Annotated in this window: 19 protein-coding genes; 9 read left to right on the top strand and 10 right to left on the bottom strand. The window is 34.4% G+C overall.

Features of this window, described 5'->3' with window-relative positions; translation table 11 throughout:
* The first annotated feature begins 7 nt into the window (after nucleotides 1-7).
* Nucleotides 8-1,066 carry an aldose epimerase family protein gene (locus LXH21_RS06185; RefSeq protein ID WP_239863387.1) on the top strand — a complete coding sequence of 353 codons (1,059 nt, stop codon included), beginning with the start codon at nucleotides 8-10 and terminating at the stop codon, nucleotides 1,064-1,066.
* A 78-nt stretch (nucleotides 1,067-1,144) separates the two neighbouring features.
* Here LXH21_RS06185 and LXH21_RS06180 read toward each other — a convergent pair whose 3' ends face one another.
* Entirely contained in the window at nucleotides 1,145-1,603 is a 459-nt protein-coding gene (locus LXH21_RS06180; RefSeq protein WP_239863386.1) for a DinB family protein, read from the bottom strand.
* A gap of 73 nt (nucleotides 1,604-1,676) precedes the next feature.
* Between LXH21_RS06180 and LXH21_RS06175 the strand changes: the two genes are divergently transcribed.
* The 4 genes from LXH21_RS06175 (at nucleotide 1,677) to nadD (ending at nucleotide 4,535) form a co-directional block, all read left to right on the top strand.
* Nucleotides 1,677-2,033, top strand: a complete 357-nt coding sequence (locus tag LXH21_RS06175; RefSeq protein WP_239863385.1) for an arsenate reductase family protein — start codon at nucleotides 1,677-1,679, stop codon at nucleotides 2,031-2,033.
* Nucleotides 2,034-2,296: 263 nt separating this feature from the next.
* Nucleotides 2,297-3,157, top strand: a complete 861-nt coding sequence (locus tag LXH21_RS06170; RefSeq protein WP_239863384.1) for a YicC/YloC family endoribonuclease — start codon at nucleotides 2,297-2,299, stop codon at nucleotides 3,155-3,157.
* Nucleotides 3,158-3,234: 77 nt separating this feature from the next.
* Nucleotides 3,235-3,807, top strand: coding sequence for a guanylate kinase (gene gmk, locus LXH21_RS06165; RefSeq protein WP_239863383.1), 573 nt, complete (start codon nucleotides 3,235-3,237; stop codon nucleotides 3,805-3,807).
* Nucleotides 3,808-3,923: 116 nt separating this feature from the next.
* On the top strand, nucleotides 3,924-4,535 hold the full coding sequence (gene nadD, locus LXH21_RS06160) for a nicotinate (nicotinamide) nucleotide adenylyltransferase (protein ID WP_239863382.1): 612 nt from the start codon (nucleotides 3,924-3,926) through the stop codon (nucleotides 4,533-4,535).
* Here the strand turns inward: nadD and LXH21_RS06155 are convergent, their stop codons facing one another.
* Entirely contained in the window at nucleotides 4,536-5,510 is a 975-nt protein-coding gene (locus LXH21_RS06155; protein WP_239863381.1) for a LysR family transcriptional regulator, read from the bottom strand.
* Between the two features lie 9 nt (nucleotides 5,511-5,519).
* Between LXH21_RS06155 and LXH21_RS06150 the strand changes: the two genes are divergently transcribed.
* The 3 genes from LXH21_RS06150 to LXH21_RS06140 all read left to right on the top strand — a co-directional run bounded on the left by LXH21_RS06150 (nucleotide 5,520) and on the right by LXH21_RS06140 (nucleotide 8,739).
* Nucleotides 5,520-6,290 (top strand): type 1 glutamine amidotransferase domain-containing protein, encoded by a 771-nt coding sequence (locus tag LXH21_RS06150; RefSeq protein ID WP_239863380.1) that lies wholly within the window; start codon nucleotides 5,520-5,522, stop codon nucleotides 6,288-6,290.
* Nucleotide 6,291: 1 nt separating this feature from the next.
* Nucleotides 6,292-7,455: an iron-containing alcohol dehydrogenase gene (locus LXH21_RS06145; protein WP_239863379.1), complete on the top strand. Its 1,164-nt coding sequence runs from the start codon at nucleotides 6,292-6,294 to the stop codon at nucleotides 7,453-7,455.
* A gap of 288 nt (nucleotides 7,456-7,743) precedes the next feature.
* Nucleotides 7,744-8,739, top strand: a complete 996-nt coding sequence (locus LXH21_RS06140) for an NAD(P)H-dependent glycerol-3-phosphate dehydrogenase (protein ID WP_239863378.1) — start codon at nucleotides 7,744-7,746, stop codon at nucleotides 8,737-8,739.
* A gap of 161 nt (nucleotides 8,740-8,900) precedes the next feature.
* On the opposite strand, the gene LXH21_RS06135 is transcribed toward LXH21_RS06140, so the two are convergent.
* From LXH21_RS06135 to LXH21_RS06110, 6 genes are all read right to left on the bottom strand, one after another.
* Entirely contained in the window at nucleotides 8,901-10,502 is a 1,602-nt protein-coding gene (locus tag LXH21_RS06135; protein WP_239863377.1) for a fumarate hydratase, read from the bottom strand.
* Nucleotides 10,503-10,675: 173 nt separating this feature from the next.
* Complete coding sequence (locus LXH21_RS06130) at nucleotides 10,676-11,368, bottom strand: hypothetical protein (protein ID WP_239863376.1); 693 nt, start codon at nucleotides 11,366-11,368, stop codon at nucleotides 10,676-10,678.
* A 627-nt stretch (nucleotides 11,369-11,995) separates the two neighbouring features.
* Entirely contained in the window at nucleotides 11,996-13,435 is a 1,440-nt protein-coding gene (locus LXH21_RS06125) for a nucleoside recognition domain-containing protein (protein WP_239863375.1), read from the bottom strand.
* 86 nt (nucleotides 13,436-13,521) lie between these two features.
* Entirely contained in the window at nucleotides 13,522-14,235 is a 714-nt protein-coding gene (locus LXH21_RS06120; RefSeq protein ID WP_239863750.1) for a 3'-5' exonuclease, read from the bottom strand.
* An 18-nt stretch (nucleotides 14,236-14,253) separates the two neighbouring features.
* Nucleotides 14,254-15,411 (bottom strand): serine hydrolase domain-containing protein, encoded by a 1,158-nt coding sequence (locus LXH21_RS06115; protein WP_239863374.1) that lies wholly within the window; start codon nucleotides 15,409-15,411, stop codon nucleotides 14,254-14,256.
* Between the two features lie 60 nt (nucleotides 15,412-15,471).
* The gene (locus tag LXH21_RS06110) at nucleotides 15,472-15,942 is read right to left on the bottom strand and encodes a methylated-DNA--[protein]-cysteine S-methyltransferase (RefSeq protein ID WP_239863373.1); all 471 of its coding nucleotides are present in this window, start codon (nucleotides 15,940-15,942) and stop codon (nucleotides 15,472-15,474) included.
* A 285-nt stretch (nucleotides 15,943-16,227) separates the two neighbouring features.
* On the opposite strand from LXH21_RS06110, the gene LXH21_RS06105 reads away from it, so the two are divergent.
* Nucleotides 16,228-16,869, top strand: a complete 642-nt coding sequence (locus tag LXH21_RS06105) for a nucleotidyltransferase family protein (protein WP_239863372.1) — start codon at nucleotides 16,228-16,230, stop codon at nucleotides 16,867-16,869.
* Nucleotides 16,870-16,910: 41 nt separating this feature from the next.
* Here LXH21_RS06105 and LXH21_RS06100 read toward each other — a convergent pair whose 3' ends face one another.
* A complete protein-coding gene (locus LXH21_RS06100) occupies nucleotides 16,911-17,867 on the bottom strand; it encodes a transglutaminase family protein (RefSeq protein ID WP_239863371.1) in 957 nt (318 codons plus the stop codon).
* A gap of 5 nt (nucleotides 17,868-17,872) precedes the next feature.
* On the bottom strand, nucleotides 17,873-18,826 hold the full coding sequence (locus LXH21_RS06095; RefSeq protein WP_239863370.1) for an alpha-E domain-containing protein: 954 nt from the start codon (nucleotides 18,824-18,826) through the stop codon (nucleotides 17,873-17,875).
* Nucleotides 18,827-18,849 lie beyond the last annotated feature (23 nt).

Here is an 18,849-nt window from a genome sequence, read left to right as displayed (position 1 = left end):
TATACAAATGTCAATAGAAAAATCAAAATACGGAACTACTCCAAACGGAGATCAAGTTGATAGTTACAAATTAAAAAATCATACTGGCATGGAGGTCGATATTATCACATTTGGTGGTATCATCACTGCTATAAAAGTACCCAACATTGCAGGAACAGCAGAAAACGTTGTGATCGGCTTTAATAATTTGGAACAATATATGCAGCCTAATCCTTATTTTGGAGCACTGATAGGTCGTTATGGTAATCGAATAGCAAATGCAAAATTCTCGATTGATGATATCGAATATAAACTGGCTGCCAATAATGGTCCAAATAATTTACATGGAGGTCCAAAAGGTTTTCATAAAATAATGTGGACTGTCGAAGCAACAAATGACGGAGAGAATTCTAGTATCAAACTTAAATACATAAGTAAGGATATGGAAGAAGGCTTTCCTGGAAATTTGACCGTGTATGTGACCTACACATTACAAGTAGATAATACGCTAGAAATTGTGTATGAAGCGATCACCGATAAAAGTACAGTTATCAATTTAACGCAACATACGTATTTCAATTTGTCTGCAGATTTTTCGAAAACTATTTTAGATCATGAAATTGTAATCGATGCCGATCAATTTGTGCCTATCGATGCATTTTCTATCCCAACTGGAAAATTGCAAAATGTAGTCAATACTCCATTTGATTTTAGACAATCTAAAATCGTAGGTAAAGAGATTGACGAAAACCATGAACAGTTAACAAACGGAAAAGGTTACGACCACTGCTGGGTTTTAAACAATCAAGATCAGGGCTTTCGTTTTGCAGCTTCGGCTTATGACAAATTAAGCGGTCGATTTCTAGAAGTAAAAACTACAGAACCTGGAGTGCAGTTTTACACCGGAAATTTTATAGACGGAACTTTACCGACAAGAGATGGTGAAAAATATGCGCGCAGAACAGGATTTTGCTTAGAAACGCAACACTACCCAGATTCTCCAAATCAAGAATCTTTTCCAACTACATTGCTGAGAGAAGGAGAAAAATATGAGAGCAAAACCTCTTTCACTTTCTCAATTAAATAGTCAATTGGCTGAAATATTATAAAACCCCAAATCGATCTGTCTTAAAACAGTCGGTTTGGGGTTTTTAACTTTCTACTTTTAAACTAATTTTTTCAAACGCATCATAATCCCAATATGCATCCCTTCGTGAAAAACATTAAAACTAAGTGCGTCATCACAATTTCTAAGCACCATACCTGTCGATGTGGGATATTCGACATAGTCAACAAAAAGACCACTGTCATAATCGTTCTCTGTTTGTGCAATTGTGCTAACTAGTAACGCTTTAATTTCTGCAACCTCATCTGCTGTTGCGGGCGCAGTAACTTCTGTCCCTTTTTTATAACGTTCTATAAGTTCGTCTGAAACTTGCATAGGCAGACCCGAAAACTTATAAACTAGCAATTGCTGTGTTACTACCATATGAGCAATATTCCAAATTAAATTATTGCGGTAACCATCAGGTATTGTGTTTAATTGCTCTAGTGAATAATGGTCTAAAAATTGTCCTGCTAGATTTCGCTGTATTTTCGAAACTTCGAATATTGAATCCTTCATTTATTTTTTTTTGCTAAAAATAAGCATTTTCAGCCTTAAATAAAGTTTCTTTGCAAATAGAAATTCCAATATCATGAACAAAATATATTATTTAGCGAGTTGTGACACTTGTCGCAAAATCATCAAAGCCTTACCCAAAGACCTTGATTTAGCCTATCACGACATCAAACAAAACCAAATTACAGAAACTGAATTAGAGGAATTGTATAAGCTGGCAGGTAGTTATGAAGCACTTTTTAGCAAAAAAGCAGTTTTGTATAAAACACTAAACTTAAAAGACAAAGATCTTAACGAGGAAGATTATAAAAAATATTTGCTAGAACACTACACATTCTTGAGTCGTCCCGTTTTTATGATCGATAACGAGATTTTTATTGGTAATACTCAGCCAAACATACTCAAACTCCACAAAAAACTAGGATTAGTATAATTCTATAGAGTGTTACATTTTGTTGGTAATCAAAGATGGTTTTATTCGAAAATTATTCTATTGTACAAATAGCTAATTTTGCTTTCTATAAAATACTTTGCAGTTTACTACTTATGTTAATGTAAAAAAAGTAGAGGGTCATCGTTTTTAAATGCTAAAAAAGTGCAACAGCAATACAACTTATCTATGATTTGCAGCTTAGTTTTAGAACTTTAATGACCAAAAAACTTTTTCCGTACCTTTACCCTTTCTTATAAAAAAGTATGATACAATCAATGACTGGCTTTGGTAAAGCAACTTTGCAACTACCAACCAAAAAAGTTACCGTAGAAATAAAATCTTTAAATAGTAAAGGTTTAGACCTGAATGCTCGAATGCCTTCTTTATATCGAGAAATGGAATTAGGGTTACGCACCCAACTTGCTACAAAACTCGAAAGAGGAAAAGTAGACTTTTCTATTTATATCGAAAGTACAGCAGAGCAAATATCAACCAAAGTCAATGTACCAATCGTAAAGGCATACATCAACCAGTTGCGAGAAGTATATCCAGAAGCTGATGAAACGGAATTGATGAAGATGGCAATACGTATGCCTGACACTATGAAGACCGAAAGAGAAGAAATCGACGTAAACGAATGGGCAAAAATCCAAACTGTTATCGAAGAGGCGATACAAAACATACTTAACTTCCGTAGAGACGAAGGGCAGTCACTGGAGAAAGAATTCCAATTGCGTATCGGGAACATTCGTCAATATATGGAGGAAGCGTTAGTATTGGACCCTGAACGAGTACAAGCGATAAAAGATAGATTACAAACTGCAATTGCAGAGTTGGCTGTCAATGTAGATACCAACCGTTTTGAGCAGGAATTAATTTACTATTTAGAAAAGTTAGACATCACCGAAGAAAAAGTTCGTTTGACCAATCATTTGGATTATTTCTTAGAAACTATTAATGGTACAGAAGCCAATGGTAGAAAGCTAGGGTTTATAACTCAAGAGATGGGAAGAGAAATTAATACCATGGGGTCAAAATCCAATCATGCCCAAATGCAGAAATTAGTTGTGCAAATGAAGGATGAATTGGAAAAAATTAAAGAACAAGTTTTAAACGTATTGTAATAATAGTGGCAAATACGCTAAGAATGAATTCTTACCTATTTGCCCAAAAATTGCATTATTTCTAGTACTATTATAAAATGAAAAAAGGAAAATTAATTGTATTCTCTGCCCCATCAGGATCGGGAAAAACGACTATAGTTAGGCATTTATTAAAACAAAATGATTTAAATCTTGAATTCTCTATATCAGCAGCGACACGTGAAGCTCGTGGAGAAGAGGTCAGCGGAAAAGATTATTATTTCATGTCTTTGGATCAATTTAAAACCCACATAAAAGGAGAAGATTTTGTAGAATGGGAAGAAGTGTACCGAGATAACTTTTATGGCACTTTGAAAAGCGAAGTAGAACGTATTTGGGCACTTGGTAAAAATGTGATTTTTGATATTGATGTTGCTGGAGGGTTGCGAATCAAGTCTAAATTTCCTGATGAGACCTTGGCTGTTTTTGTAAAACCACCGAGCGTTGACGAATTAAAAAGACGATTGAAAGAACGTTCGACCGAAAGTGAGGATAAAATTAATATGCGAATTGCCAAAGCACACGTAGAATTGGCTACTGCACCACAATTTGACGTTGTTATTAAGAATTATGAATTGGGTATAGCACTAGATGAAGCCTATCAGCTTGTAAATGATTTTGTAAATAAATAGTTTACTAAAATTAATAATTTTTCATAAATTGCCATATCATCTGCTTTTTGCTAACCATAATCAACCAAATTATAGTTCATTACTTATAAATCATTAGATACTAATTATTAAAAAATATGAAAATAGGACTTTACTTTGGAACATTTAATCCCATGCATGTGGGACATTTGATTATTGCAAATCACATGGTAGAACATACAGACTTAGATCAAGTTTGGATGGTCGTAACACCTCACAATCCTTTAAAGAAAAAATCTACACTGCTAGACGATTATCATCGTTTGCACATGGTTAATTTGGCTACAGAAGATTTTCCAAAACTCAGACCATCTGATATTGAGTTTAAATTGCCACAGCCCAATTACACCATTAATACATTGGTTTATCTAGAAGAGAAATATGCAAATTATGAATTTGCATTAATCATGGGCGAGGACAATTTGAATTCGCTACATAAATGGAAAAACTATGAAGTAATTTTAAAAAATTACTCACTATATGTTTATCCAAGGTTAGAAACAAAAGATATCGTAGCTGATGGTGTAGTCAATGGTACCGACAAATTTGATTACAAAAACAACCCAAAAATTAAGATGATTGATGCTCCTGTAGTAGAGATCTCCTCAACTTTTATTCGTGAGAATATCAAATCTAATAAAAACGTGCAACCGTTATTACCAAACAAAGTTTGGGAATACATCGATCACAACAATTTTTACAAAAAGTAATTACGCTAACGTCTCTTGAAGAAGTTTGGTGATTTCATCTAAGATTTCGTCAAAATTATTATTCTTTCGACACATAACATAGACAGTTGTTTTGGGCATTTTATCACTGTCCCAAAGCAACTTTACTTTTTTCTGCTCGATAAATAATTTAGCATTACAACTCCAAGTTATACCTACTCCATGATTATTGGCTAGCGTTTCTATCATTTCATATTCCGATGGAATAATGTAGTTTGCAAATAACGTAGGTCTCTTTTTGTCAAATACATACATCCAAAATAATTTAATGTGCGAAATGCGAGCATCAATCGTATACCACCTTTTTTCGTTTAGCCAAGTTTCAGTTGCATTCCAATCATTTTCTTTCAAAAATTCTTGCAATTCAGTCGTATCAATTGAATTCGATCCTATTATAACTGGTTTAATATCACCTAATCGTTGCTGAATTGTATCATAAGTATCAATCTTCTGTGTCACGATTGCAAAATCAATTTTCTTGGAATTGACCAGTTCAAATAATACCTCATCATCTTGGAAATTAAAATCGATGAAGTCAAATTTTGAAATTAAAACACTTCCCAAACTACTAAATAGATGTTGTGATATGCCTACCGTTATCAAATGATTGGCACTAAATGCTTTTGCTCGAAAACCATTTTCCACATTTTCGAGACGGTCGAGAGCTTCGATAATGAGGTTATTTAGCAGATTAGCATATTCCGTGGGGTCTACACCTTTTGATTTTCTATTAAATAATTTATGCCCTACATGTGCTTCCAGCATTCCAATTTGCTGACTTACGGCAGGTTGGCTTATAAATAATTCTTTTGCCGCCAAGGAGAAATTCCTATTTTTATAAACCGATTTAAATGTTCTGTACCATTCGAGATTGACCATGATATAAATATATTTATCACAAACATAATTTAAATTATTTTTACCTATAGCATAATAGCCGTAAATTTGTTCAAACAAAATAACAAAATGAAAAAAGTAGCATTATTTGCTTTAATAGTATTAACGGTAGGTTGTTTTACAGCAACTGCGCAAAAAAATAAAAAAACTAAGATGAAAAAAGTATTATTCGTTCTAACAAGTCATTCAGATTTAGGGAACACAGGAGAAAAAACAGGATTTTGGGTTGAAGAATTTGCAGCTCCATACTATGAATTAGCAGACAAAGGAGTATTAATTGATATTGCAACTCCACTAGGAGGTCAACCTCCAATTGATCCAAAAAGTGCAGATGCTTCATTTGCAACAGAGGATACTAAACGTTTTGATAAAGACACAGCATTACAAGTTAAATTGAGTAAAACTCATAAGCTAGCTGATGTAAAAGAAGCAGATTACGATGCCGTATTTTATCCAGGAGGTCACGGGCCACTATGGGATTTAGCATCTAGTGAAGATTCAAGTAAATTAATTACTTCTTTTTATACAAACAACAAACCGGTTGCCTTTGTATGTCACTCACCAGCAGTTTTGAAAAACGTAAAAGTGAATGGAGAATTTTTGGTTAAAGGAAAAAAAGTTACTGGTTTCTCAAATACTGAGGAAGCTGCAGTAGGTTTAACAGATGTTGTTCCTTTTTTACTTGAAGATGCATTGCAAGAAAACGGAGCATCTTACTCAAAAGGTGAAGACTGGAATCCATATGCAGTAGAAGATGGCTTATTAATTACGGGACAAAACCCAGCTTCGTCAAAATTAGTTGCTGAAAAATTATTACACCAATTAAATCAAAAAAAATAAGATGTTAAATTTTCAATATTACAATCCTACCAATTATGTTTTTGGTAAAGGACAAATAGAACAGTTAACAAAACTTGTACCTGCGGGAGCCAAGATATTATTGGCTTATGGTGGTGGAAGTATTTTTAAAAACGGAATACACAAACAAGTTACTGACGCATTAGAAGGATTTGAAATTATTGAATTTGGTGGTATAGAGCCTAATCCTCATTATGAAACATTAATGAAGGCAGTTGCTGTTATCAAAGAACAAAATATTGATTTCATTCTTGCCGTTGGTGGTGGATCTGTAATTGATGGTGTCAAATTTATTTCTGGTGCTGTACATTACGATGGAGATCCTGCTGAGATTTTAAGAAAAAGAATTCTTATTACCGATACTACAAAAGTAATTCCTTTTGGAACAGTACTTACATTGCCAGCGACCGGAAGCGAAATGAACTCTGGAGCGGTGGTTACTATTGCCGAAACGCAAGAGAAATTAGCCTTTGGCGGAAGTGCATTATTTCCAAAATTCTCAATCTGTGATCCTACTGTAATTGAATCTCTGCCAAAAAGACAATTAGAAAATGGTGTCGTAGACGCTTACACTCACGTGTTAGAACAATACTTAACATATCCTCACGAGGGCTATCTGCAAGACCGTATTTCTGAAGGGATTTTGCAAACCTTAATTGAAGTTGGTCCAAAAGTAGTTGCAGATCCAAAAGATTATGCATTGGCATCCAATTTTATGTGGAGTTGCACAATGGCATTAAATGGATTAATTCAAAAAGGTGTTCCAAATGATTGGGCTACGCACATGATTGGGCACGAATTAACGGCTATGTACGGAATTGACCATGCAAGAACATTGGCAATTGTAGGTCCGAACTTGTACCAAGCGCTTTTTGAGACAAAGAAAGAGAAATTAGCACAATACGGAAGACGCATATTTAATTTGACCGGAACTGATGATGCAGTTGCTCAAGAAGCAATTGCTCATACAGTTCAATTTTTCCACACTATGGGTATGGATACTAAGTTGTCAGATTATGTGAAAGATTATGATAATACAGCTGCAATAATTGTAAAAAGATTTGAGGAAAGAGGATGGCTTGGCTTAGGCGAAAGACAAAATGTGACCTTGGATAAAGTAAAAGAGATTGTAGAAAAAAGTTACTAATTCAGAATACCGAGTATTCGGGTTAAGAAAAGGCGTTTTGGAAATTTCCAAAACGCCTTTCTCGTTTTACCAAAACATAATTGACTGCTGTCAATTTTGAATAACTACTAAATCATTCAATATTAAAGCATTATAACGAAATTAAAATCGTTATATTGTGAAAACAGAATAAAAAGAGTATTTTAATTCTATTTTGTGAATTTTTAACTAAAAAAACAAATTACAAAACATCCATTTATTCTATGATTACCCCATTTTTAAGTACTTTTGACTAAATATTATTCTAAAATGAGCGAAATTAAAAAATTTGCGGTTATTGGTGGCGGAAGCTGGGCAACCGCTATAACGAAAATGCTATGCAACAACCTCTCTGAGGTGACCTGGTATATGCGTAATGAAGGAGCAATAGAACATTTAAAAGCATATAAACACAATCCAAATTATTTAAGTTCTGTCGAATTTGATACAACTAAGTTGAAGTTAACCAATGACATCAATGAGGCTGCGACCAATGCAGATTATTTGATATTTGCAATTCCTTCTGCATTTTTGGATGCTGAATTGCAAAACTTGACAGTTTCTCTAAAGGATAAAGTTATATTTTCTGCCATCAAGGGAATTGTACCAGAGACTAGCTTGATCGTTGGTGAACATTTCCACTACACTTATGATATTCCGTATTACAATATTGGAGTTATTACAGGTCCTTGCCATGCAGAAGAGGTGGCCCTAGAACGTTTGTCTTATTTGACAATTGCTTGTGGAGATCCTGCAAAGGCAAAATTGGTTGGAAAAAACCTTTCTAGCAACTACATTAAAACTAAAATAACTGATGACATCATCGGAACGGAATATGCCGCGATGTTAAAGAATATATATGCTATCGCTGCCGGTATTGCTCATGGTTTGGGTTATGGAGATAATTTCCAGTCAGTTTTGATGAGTAACGGAATACGCGAAATGAAGAAATTTATTCGAAAAGTACATAAAATGAAACGTAATATCAATGACTCTGCTTACCTAGGAGATTTATTGGTTACAGGATATTCTGTGTTTTCCAGAAACAGAATGTTTGGAAATATGATTGGTAAAGGATATACGGTAAAAAGCGCCATGATGGAAATGAGTATGGTATCCGAAGGTTATTATGCTACCAAAAGTGCTTATAAGCTCAATGAAACGTACGGAGCAAAAACACCAATTATTGACGCTGTTTATGAAATTTTGTACGAAAACAAGAATGCCAAGAAAACATTTAAAGAACTGACAGATAAGTTAGATTAAATGAGAAAATAAATATAAAAAAGTCACTTTCATAGTATTTGAAAGTGACTTTTTTTTTGCTGTTTTTCATCAGCATGTAAATAGTAATGATGTTTTTATAAAATGAGAAGACCGCTACTTAGCGGTCTTCTTATATTTAAATTTTATTATAACATTTATCATTACAAATTCTCAAAGAAATCATTTCCTTTATCATCAGTAATAATAAATGCTGGAAAATCTTTGATCGTAATTTTTCGAACAGCTTCCATTCCTAATTCTGCAAAATCTACAACCTCAACTTTCAAGATATTGTCTTGTGCTAAAATTGCAGCAGGACCACCAATTGAACCAAGGTAAAAACCACCGTAGGTATTACAAGCATTTATAACATCTTTGGTACGGTTTCCTTTGGCAAGCATAATCATACTTCCACCATGTTTTTGAAATTCATCTACATACACATCCATACGACCCGCAGTTGTAGGCCCAAAACTACCAGATGCCATTCCGTCTGGAGTTTTAGCAGGACCCGCATAATACACAGGGTGATTTTTGAAATATTCTGGCATCGGTTCTCCCGCATCAAGCATCTCTTTAATTCGAGCATGAGCGGCATCGCGAGCCACGATTAAAGTTCCATTCAATTTCAGACGGGTTTTTATAGGGTACTTAGTCAATTCCGCCAAAATATCTGCCATAGGACGATTCAAATCAATATCTATTGCAGGCTCCAAATGTGGTGCTGTTTCTGGTAATAATCGTGCTGGATTAACTTCTAACTGTTCTACAAAAATTCCATCTTTGGTAATTTTACCTTTGATATTTCTATCTGCAGAACAGGAAACACCCAGCCCAACTGGGCAAGAAGCAGCATGACGAGGCAAACGAATTACGCGTACATCATGTGTGAAATATTTTCCACCAAATTGTGCTCCAATGGCACTTTCTTGACATATTAATTGCACTCTCTTTTCCCATTCCAAATCACGGAAGGCTTGACCAGCCATATTCCCTGTGGTTGGCAAATGATCAAAATAACCTGCAGATGCTTTTTTAACAGCAGACAGATTCGCCTCAGCTGAAGTTCCTCCAATGACAAAAGCCAAATGATAGGGTGGACAAGCTGAAGTTCCTAAATCTTTAATCTTTGCACGAACAAATGCATCCATTGATTTTTCGTTCAACAATGATTTTGTTTGTTGGTATAAATACGTTTTATTGGCAGATCCACCTCCTTTTGCTAAAAACAAGAACTCATAAGTAGCTCCCTTTTTGGCATAAATATCAATTTGCGCAGGAAGATTGGAACCCGAATTTTTTTCTTCGAACATACTTATCGGTACGATCTGCGAGTACCGTAGATTGCGTTCTTGGTAAGTATTAAAAATTCCCTTAGACAACCATTCGGCATCATCGACACCAGTGTATACGTTTTCTCCTTTTTTACCCATCACAATTGCTGTTCCGGTGTCTTGACAAGAAGGCAATTCTCCTTGAATAGCGACCGCTGCGTTTTGCAACAAATTGTAGGCTACAAAACGGTCGTTATCTGTAGCTTCAGGGTCATCAAGTATAGCTCTCAACTTTTCTAGATGCGCTGTTCTAAGCATAAAGGAAACATCTTTCATAGCCTCTTGCGACAACAATTCTAAACCTTTGGGATCAATAGTTAAAATTTCTCTGTCTCCCAGTTTTTCAACTTTTACAAAATCTGAAGTTATTTTGCGGTATTCTGTATCGTCTTTTAATAGCGGATACGGGTCTTGATATATAAAATCCATTGTTTGAGTTTTGAAATGTAAAGATACCAATTGCATCTAAGTTTTAAGGTCGAATTTTGTAAAGGAATCTCTAAAATATGTTAAATGATTTTCTTGAAAAGCATTTAATTAATTAATTGGCATCAAAAAGAATCTTTAACAGCATCACGCATTGTAGCTAGCTAAAGTATAAATTAAAAACTCATTTCCTCGGTACGATATATTTTGCCTTTTTGCGTAATCAACTTATCTTTCCACTTTTTATTTTCGAAATTATACGTCGTAGAGTCAGAAATACTTACAATCAATTTTTCATCATCTTCATTGTATGAATTATCATCCTCCGCCCCAATTGATCGGTGTATTGAATAAAATGAAATCAAAATATTATTTTTAATTATAGGAAAGAAATCAAGACCCTCACTGTAGGGAGCATCTGCAAATGAGACATTGCTATTTACTAACTGCTGTGACTCATCGCTTATATGAAAAACAAAATTATTTTGAGAATAGCCACATGCTTGATAACCTAAAGTGATATTTACCAATGGACAATTTTCTATTTCAAAAAGTGGAGTGCTAAACCATTCTGAGATTTCATAGTAGCCGGAGACGGTTAAATTTTTAGAGAATATTAGATTTTTTTCTTTTATAAAATCAATTTTGAAATAAGCAGTACAAACACTGTCCTTATCCCATTTTTTACTTATTAAGTGAGCCAAAGCATATTCATTTCCAATTTCTCCATTAAATGCTATAGTATCTGTCTTTACATAAGCATCAACCTTTTTAATTATACCTACTTCTTGCTCGACTAAAGCAAAATCCTTATTTTCCGCTTTTTTACAAGCAGAAAAAATTAGTAAAAAAATAATTACTTTCTTCATTCTTATTAATTAAAATTTGTTACTAATGTAAAAAAGTCAATTTATTAGAATTTAAACTTACTTTTCTAAAATTCTAATTAGGGAAAAAATCGACTATTGAAGCAAACTTGCCACTAAAAACAGGATTACAAATGCAATTGCAATGTATTTTGCATACTTTTTCATATTTATTAATTTAAGTTATTATTTGTGTGGTCTAAAACTTCAGCTTACTTAAAAAATAGCTGTTACTGCAAATGACTTTCTGTTAAGGAGTCCGTTCCGCAAGAATCCTTAGAATCTCATAGAATACATTTGAAAACTGTAGAATTTAAAGGTCTATGCAAAGCCATGGTAAATGCATCAACATTATTTCTAACTAACTACTTCCAAGTTACCAAGACTCATGGACATATCCCCTTCTAAATCCTTCTTTTTACTTATTATGACCAGGCGCATAATTTTTTGCGCTTTAACTTCCTGAAATCTTTTTAGCTTGACCCGGAGGTGTTTTTCCTGATGCCGTTCTAGTAGTTTTAATACTTCAGCTTATTAAACTTGATAAGAATAGTATCGACAAACCTATCGTAATGTATTTTGTATATTTTCTCATTTCTATCGCTTTAATTTATTTTTTTTTATTTCGAACTAAAAAAACCAGCTCGCTACAAATATAGCGGTTACTACGCAAATCGCATCGACCAAAAGCATGGTTCCTAAGGCATAACGGGTGTTTTTAATATTTACTGAACCAAAGTAAACCGCAATGACATAAAAGGTACTCTCGGCACTACATTGAAAGATACTACTCAGTCGCCCCGTTAAGGAGTCGGCTCCAAAAGTACTCATAGAATCCAATAAAAACCCTCTAGATCCTGCTGAACTAAATGGTCTCAGTAAAGCCACTGGCAACGCATCAACAATTCCTTTATTTACTCCAAGATTCGAAAAAACATATCCAAGACCATTGCTTATAATTTCGAACAAACCACTATTTCGAAACAACGAAATGGCTACTAACATTCCTAAAACATATGGAAAGATAACCACTCCCGTTTTTACTCCGTTGTTGGCTCCAACTACAAAAGCTTCAAAAACAGTAGTACTGGCTTCGGTAAATTTTTTCTCATGTTTGAACGAAAAAATCAAGGTAAAAGCAATGATTGCTACCAAGATTAATCCAGATAGGTTGTTGGTGAAATAATTTTTCCCAATCAAATCCAATTGGTTTACATACATCAACAAACCAATAATAGCTCCAATCAACGCCATCAAAACCCCCACTAAAGAAGCACTTTTAAAATTGATTTTCTGTTTGATACCTACAATTAAAAAAGCAGCTATTGTACCAATAAACGATGTAATGATACAAGGCAACATCACATCGGCCGGGTTAGCAGCCCCTGCGGCAGCACGATACCCAATAATTGACGTAGCAATCAAAGTTAGTCCCGACGCATGTAAGCACATGAACATAATTTGGGCATCGCTGGCGCGGTCTTTTTCGGGGTTTAGCTCTTGCAAGCTTTCCATCGCCTTTAAACCAAAAGGAGTTGCCGCCGAATCAAGTCCTAAAAAATTTGCTGCAAAATTCAGGGTCATATATGAAATAGAAGGGTGATTTTTAGGAATACTTGGAAAAACCTTTACAAATACCGGACTCAATACAATCGCCAATTTTCCCGAAGCGCCTGATATAATTAAAAGCTCCATTAACCCACAGAAAAATGCCAAGTAAGCAATAAGAGGTAGGATAATATCAACTAAAGTGCTTTTACACGTTGGCAATAATCCATCAGATTTTTGAACACCGCTATAAATCTTCACAGTTTTGCTTGTGTACACGTACGTAGTGTCTGCATTCGCAAGATCGCGATTGACAACAAATGTTTTCTCTGGAGCAGCATTGATACTATCCTGAAGGTAAACAGGCAATTGCTCCAAATATTTCTCAGAGATCAATACTGGATCTCCCTTTTCACCATTTAAAACAAAATCAATCGTATAAGTATGGGCAGTAAACAAACTCACTACAATAAAAAGAATCGACGAAATAAAAATAACCAACCAAAATCTACTTAATACCATATTCTTTTATTTTTTGTAAATGTAATAAATAATTAAACATTTAACCCTGACAGGGTTTGGGAACCCTGTCAGGGTTAAAGACTTTATCAGACATGAATAATCTCCTCTTCAATAAGTAAATCTTCTCTTCTTAATCTTAAAAAGATCTGCGCTACTGCAATGGTATCTTTTTCGCAATAGGTGACGATGCGGTCGATGTCTTTTTCGACATAAAAAACATGCCCTACTTGGCTGCCATCAATATCGCCTTTTGGGGACGGAATACCAAGTACTTTACACATCAATTTGAGCGAAGTGTAATGTTTGTAATCGCCAAACTTCCATAATTCCAAGGTATCTAGATGTGGAATCTCCCATGGCTTTTTGCCAAATAAGTTTAGTTTGTTTGGGATTTCAATTTGATTGATGATCATGCGTCGCGCTAGAAAAGGAATATCGAATTCTTTGGCATTATGCCCACAAATCACGTGTTGTGGACCATTGAAGTGATTGTTCAACAGATTATTAAAATCGTGTAGCAGTTTTTTTTCTTCGCCAAAAAAAGAAGTCACTCTAAAATTTCGAATATCACCTTTAATTACAAAAAACCCTACAGATATACACACAATTTTTCCAAACTCTGCCCAAATGCCAGCACGATCGTAATATTCCTCAGCACTAAAATCATCTTTGCGTTGGTATTGTGTTTTTTGCTCGTATAATACCTGTACTTCTTCGTCCAATTCCTTGAAATCTTCATTTTCGGGAACGGTCTCTATGTCGAGGAATAATATATGATTCAGGTTTATTTTTTCGATCATCATTAAAAATTTAAATCACTACTTTTCTTGTTGGAGCATTTTGTACGTTTCTTGAAGATAGACTGTAAAATCATCTGTTTCAGCCAAACCAGCTTTACTGCGAATATTGCGATGTCCTAACCGGACGATTATTAGATCATCTTCTGGAATTACAATTACATATTGCCCAAGATGTCCTTTCATATAAAACACTTTTTTTCCGTTAAAAGTACTTAACCACCAGCCGTAACCATAATTTTGTGATTCTTTGAAACGTGGTGTAACCGATTTTTGCACAAAGGCACTATCCAAAATTTGCTTGCCGTTCCATTTTCCATTGTTTAGATATAATTTCCCAAAACGCGCAAAATCTCTTGCATTGCTCGCTATACAGCAATAAGCTTTTACCAAACCGTCAGGTGCATCAGTTTGCCATAAAGCTTCACTTTCTGCCCCTAGAGGTTTCCAAAACGATTCCGAAACATAATTGGATAACTTCTGACCGGTTGCTTTTTCAATACACATCGCTAATAGTTGCGTATTACCACTCAAATATTTATAGCTTTTTCCTGGTTCTTCAATACCTTTTAGACCTAAAATTAGATCAGATAAATTAGTATCAAAATAGGCTTTTGTAGTGACAGAAAAGGGGTTTAAATACGATTCATTCCAATCTAGACCCGAGGCCATTGATGCTAGGTCACCCACAGACATGTTTTTCGATTTACCCTCTTTAAATACTGGAAAAAAATTAGAGACTTTTTGATCCAGACTTTCTATTTTACCTTGCATTATGGCCTTACCTAAGGAAGCTGCTACTATACTTTTGGCCATCGAAAAAGAATTTGACTTAGAATCCTTAGTGTAGTTATCATAATAACTTTCGTGCCAAATACTATCTTCCTTTATGATTAAAAATGCAACGGTACCAATCTCTTTATGTAGATCCTCAAGAGTCGCCGTTGCTTTAATTTGATTGCAGTTACGGGAAATACTCCAAGGCTGAGCAACTGTGCTCTTTTCTATTACGGCATTATCAAAATAGTTATAATCTTCAAGAAATGCTGTTTTATGACCGTTAAAATAAACAACGCGAACAGCTTTGAGCAAGTAATCTGCCTTAAAAATGTAAAGTAATATGACAATACTAATTAATAATCCAAAAATACCTAGGACTAGCTTTTTTAACCAATTCATAAAATAATATTAAGGAAGATGAAACACGAATTTAGCAATAAAATTAAGATTTAATTGAGTTCAAAACAAACTTTGTTGCATCGGAGGGTTTTCATGCTCTAGCAGCCATCTTTTTCGAGGCAAGCCACCCGCATAACCTGTGAGCGATCCGTCGGTTCCGATCACTCGGTGACAAGGAATGACTATCCATAATGGATTTTTACCATTGGCATTTGCTACAGCACGGATTGCTTTTATATCACCAATTTTTTTGGCTAATTCTAGATAAGAAACTGTCGTTCCATAGGGAATATTTGCTAATTCCAGCCATACTTTCTTTTGAAAATCTGTACCCAATGGACTGAGCTTTAAACTAAATGTAGTTCTTTCTCCATCAAAATATTCCCTCAACTGCTCCACTGCTTCTTGCAAAGCGGATGGAATCTCATTTGAAGCTAACTCCTGCTCACAAATTGAAATGGAGGTTACACCATTGGCATTCCCTACAATTTTGCATATCCCTAATGGTGTTTTTGTAAATACTGTATTCATTTCATACTCTTTATTAAAAATTACCTATCAGCAAATCAACAGCAGTTTTAGAATTCTAGTTTTATTAACAAAAAGTTGTGTATTTGAATTCTTAAAATTAATCTTTAAATGATAAATTAGTCATAAAAAAGGCTTAAATACTATAATATGACATTTAGAAAAAAGGATAAAACTGTACCTTTCTAGAAATTTACATGAGTTTGTCAAGATTGCAGTTGAGGTTTGATAAAAGTCAAAGTTCGAATCAAATGATGATCTGCAATGCCTCTGAATTATTGAAGATATATGAAAAATAAAGCCGCTTTTGTACTATTGGCAGGAGGAAAATCTGAAAGAATGGGTTTTCCAAAAGGTTTACTAGTTTACAATCAGACTGTTTGGATTTTAGAACAGCTCAATCGAATTCCCAATACTTTCATCGGAACAGTTTATATAGGTTTGGGACATTGTTATGAAGATTATTTTTGTGTTGTTCCTTGGTTTGAAGAGGCACAGCATCGCTTTGTAAAATACAATGATTTAAAAATAAAGGTAGTTGTAAATAATTCTCCCGAATACGGCTCTTTCTCTACTTTACAAGCTGTATTGTCACAGATACCCAAAAAGAAGACAGTTTTAATTCAGCCAATCGATGTGCCCCTATTAAATACGACAGAATTGGAAGAAATACTTTCAACTGATAATGCAATTGTACAGCCTCAATACGAAGGTGAAGGTGGCTATCCAATTCAAGTATTACCAAAGTTTTGGAATCCGCTTTTGAAATTAGACATAACACACGAAAATTCAAAACTGGATTTTCAAATAAAAAAGAAGAATCCGAAACTTTATACCGTGATAGCCGTTCAAGATGCTTCTATTGTACACAACTTAAATACACCTGAGGACTGGGAAAATTTCACGCAAAGCGCAGAGGTAATGGTATAGATTTTTCGAATATACTTTTTAACTATATTGTTATACGCGAGTTACTGTTGTTGAATGTGCTGCTGACGTACTTGTTCAATATATTCTAATTGTGCTTTCACATCGTCTGGAACTTCTTCCAATTGAACATCATTGAACTCTTCAAAATGTCTTCCGTCCTCGTACCCGATTGACACAAAAACCGAAAGTGTTTGTACAGCAACTCCTTTATAGGTACCTTTTACTGGTGAACAGTCAGAGAAATTTAACCCTACAGCCAGTTTCACGTGATTATCCATAGTCCAAATGTTATTTGTTGGATCAATACCCAACCAACCCTGTGTAGGAGAATAAATTTCGACCCAAGCATGAGTAGCTCCCTCCCCTCTTAAACCAGCTTTATTAGGACAAATATAACCACTTACATAACGGGCAGGAATACCTAGTGTGCGCATAAGCTGCAACAGCACATGTGCAAAATCTTGGCAGACTCCTTCTCTTGTTTCTAATATTTCGTCTATAGTTGTGTATATAGTAGTAATCCCTTTGGAGTATGTAAAGCGGTTGTAAATATAAGAACTACATTCTTGTGCAAGCGTTACGATCGATTTACCCTCGATTTCTATTTCTTTGAGAATTTCTTCAATTACATTTTGTTTTGTAATTGTATCAGGATAGGAATAGCGTAATAAGGAGATACTTTTTGTTTTTTCATTTTCCAAATCTTGAATTGTATCGTGATCAATTTCAGGAATTTTAAGAGAATGATTGACACGTACTAACATTCGACTTTCGATCACCAATTCAGAATGACTTTCAAGAGTACTAAAATTACCTACCTGATTCCCAAAGCTGTCTGTAGAAACAGCAACTTCAGGATTGTTAGTGATTAATAGTTGAAACTGCAGCACATCTTGATTTGCAAAATTGTACGGATACAGTCTAATTTCATTGATGCTTTCTTTTATAGGCCAGTTGTATTGATACTTTGTGATGTGTACAATTTTAAATACTCCCATTTTTTTTATGTATAAGAAAAGAATAATTTAGAAAAATCAGCCGAAAAATTATACAGTTGAGTTTTTGTATCCTCAAGTATATGTTCCAATTGTTGATTGGTTAAGTTATGATAATCTGTAAATTCTACAGCGCTCTTCAACCTACCAAAATGATTGCGCATTGTTCTTGCTTCACTCAAGTGATTGTCTTTAAACAAATTATTTAAACTGGTCTCAATCAATCCAAGCGTGTATATAACAGAGTGTGCAAAGTCTTTATTAAAAACGACTTGTTGCACTACTTTTCGATTATGAGGTATATTACTATAACTCTTCATGTACAATTCATACCCAGAAAGAGATAGTAATAGTTTCCTCCAGTATAATAAATTTTCATCTCCTTCAAGATTGTATTCAATAGGCTCATAATATGCTTGCGTAAAAGTGATACTTTGCAAACATCTTTCAATATTTTTACCTATGATTGAAAAGCTCCAACCAATACCACGAGGCATCGTAACATGAAATATTCCATTATACAACAAAAAATCTTTATTGATTTTTGATAATATTGCACTTGCTTCTGCTGTTTCTAGTCGCTTAGGCAAGTCGGGTTCATTCATATAATGATACATTGAGTTGATGTGTTCCCATAATTCCTTTGTAATTTTATCCTGAGCACCTCTCGCGTTTTCACGAGCTTTGGTGATCAAGCACTTAACGGAGTTGTGGTTTTTTGCATCGCAAATGATATAGTTCATTACAAATTTGGTATTGTATTGCGCATCATTTTTCTCCTCTTCAGATAGATTTGTATAATAATCTAGTAACGGTTTATAGCCTTGCAAGTCATTTGCTTCTTGATCAAATGATAAATTGTAAAGAGTATTTAATGTTAGTAACATTCCATGGGTTCTTTCCATATATCTATTTAGCCAATAGATTCCATCTGCCACACGGCTAAGCATATTTACTTCCATATTTCGTATTTTAAAATTGTAAT

The organism is Flavobacterium algicola, from assembly GCF_022399565.1.
Lineage (GTDB): Bacteria > Bacteroidota > Bacteroidia > Flavobacteriales > Flavobacteriaceae > Flavobacterium > Flavobacterium algicola.
The sequence above is the reverse complement of the archived record's forward strand: the minus strand, read 5'-3'. Positions and strand labels throughout refer to the sequence as shown.

Excerpts from the sequence above, each read along its gene's own strand:
- LXH21_RS06185 (WP_239863387.1), top strand. The coding sequence starts at position 8 with ATGTCAATAGAAAAATCAAAATACGGAACTACTCCAAACGGAGATCAA.
- LXH21_RS06180 (WP_239863386.1), bottom strand. The coding sequence starts at position 1,603 with ATGAAGGATTCAATATTCGAAGTTTCGAAAATACAGCGAAATCTAGCA.
- LXH21_RS06175 (WP_239863385.1), top strand. The coding sequence starts at position 1,677 with ATGAACAAAATATATTATTTAGCGAGTTGTGACACTTGTCGCAAAATC.
- LXH21_RS06170 (WP_239863384.1), top strand. The coding sequence starts at position 2,297 with ATGATACAATCAATGACTGGCTTTGGTAAAGCAACTTTGCAACTACCA.
- gmk (WP_239863383.1), top strand. The coding sequence starts at position 3,235 with ATGAAAAAAGGAAAATTAATTGTATTCTCTGCCCCATCAGGATCGGGA.
- nadD (WP_239863382.1), top strand. The coding sequence starts at position 3,924 with ATGAAAATAGGACTTTACTTTGGAACATTTAATCCCATGCATGTGGGA.
- LXH21_RS06150 (WP_239863380.1), top strand. The coding sequence starts at position 5,520 with ATGAAAAAAGTAGCATTATTTGCTTTAATAGTATTAACGGTAGGTTGT.
- LXH21_RS06145 (WP_239863379.1), top strand. The coding sequence starts at position 6,292 with ATGTTAAATTTTCAATATTACAATCCTACCAATTATGTTTTTGGTAAA.
- LXH21_RS06140 (WP_239863378.1), top strand. The coding sequence starts at position 7,744 with ATGAGCGAAATTAAAAAATTTGCGGTTATTGGTGGCGGAAGCTGGGCA.
- LXH21_RS06135 (WP_239863377.1), bottom strand. The coding sequence starts at position 10,502 with ATGGATTTTATATATCAAGACCCGTATCCGCTATTAAAAGACGATACA.
- LXH21_RS06130 (WP_239863376.1), bottom strand. The coding sequence starts at position 11,368 with ATGAAGAAAGTAATTATTTTTTTACTAATTTTTTCTGCTTGTAAAAAA.
- LXH21_RS06125 (WP_239863375.1), bottom strand. The coding sequence starts at position 13,435 with ATGGTATTAAGTAGATTTTGGTTGGTTATTTTTATTTCGTCGATTCTT.
- LXH21_RS06120 (WP_239863750.1), bottom strand. The coding sequence starts at position 14,235 with ATGATCGAAAAAATAAACCTGAATCATATATTATTCCTCGACATAGAG.
- LXH21_RS06115 (WP_239863374.1), bottom strand. The coding sequence starts at position 15,411 with ATGAATTGGTTAAAAAAGCTAGTCCTAGGTATTTTTGGATTATTAATT.
- LXH21_RS06110 (WP_239863373.1), bottom strand. The coding sequence starts at position 15,942 with ATGAATACAGTATTTACAAAAACACCATTAGGGATATGCAAAATTGTA.
- LXH21_RS06105 (WP_239863372.1), top strand. The coding sequence starts at position 16,228 with ATGAAAAATAAAGCCGCTTTTGTACTATTGGCAGGAGGAAAATCTGAA.
- LXH21_RS06100 (WP_239863371.1), bottom strand. The coding sequence starts at position 17,867 with ATGGGAGTATTTAAAATTGTACACATCACAAAGTATCAATACAACTGG.
- LXH21_RS06095 (WP_239863370.1), bottom strand. The coding sequence starts at position 18,826 with ATGGAAGTAAATATGCTTAGCCGTGTGGCAGATGGAATCTATTGGCTA.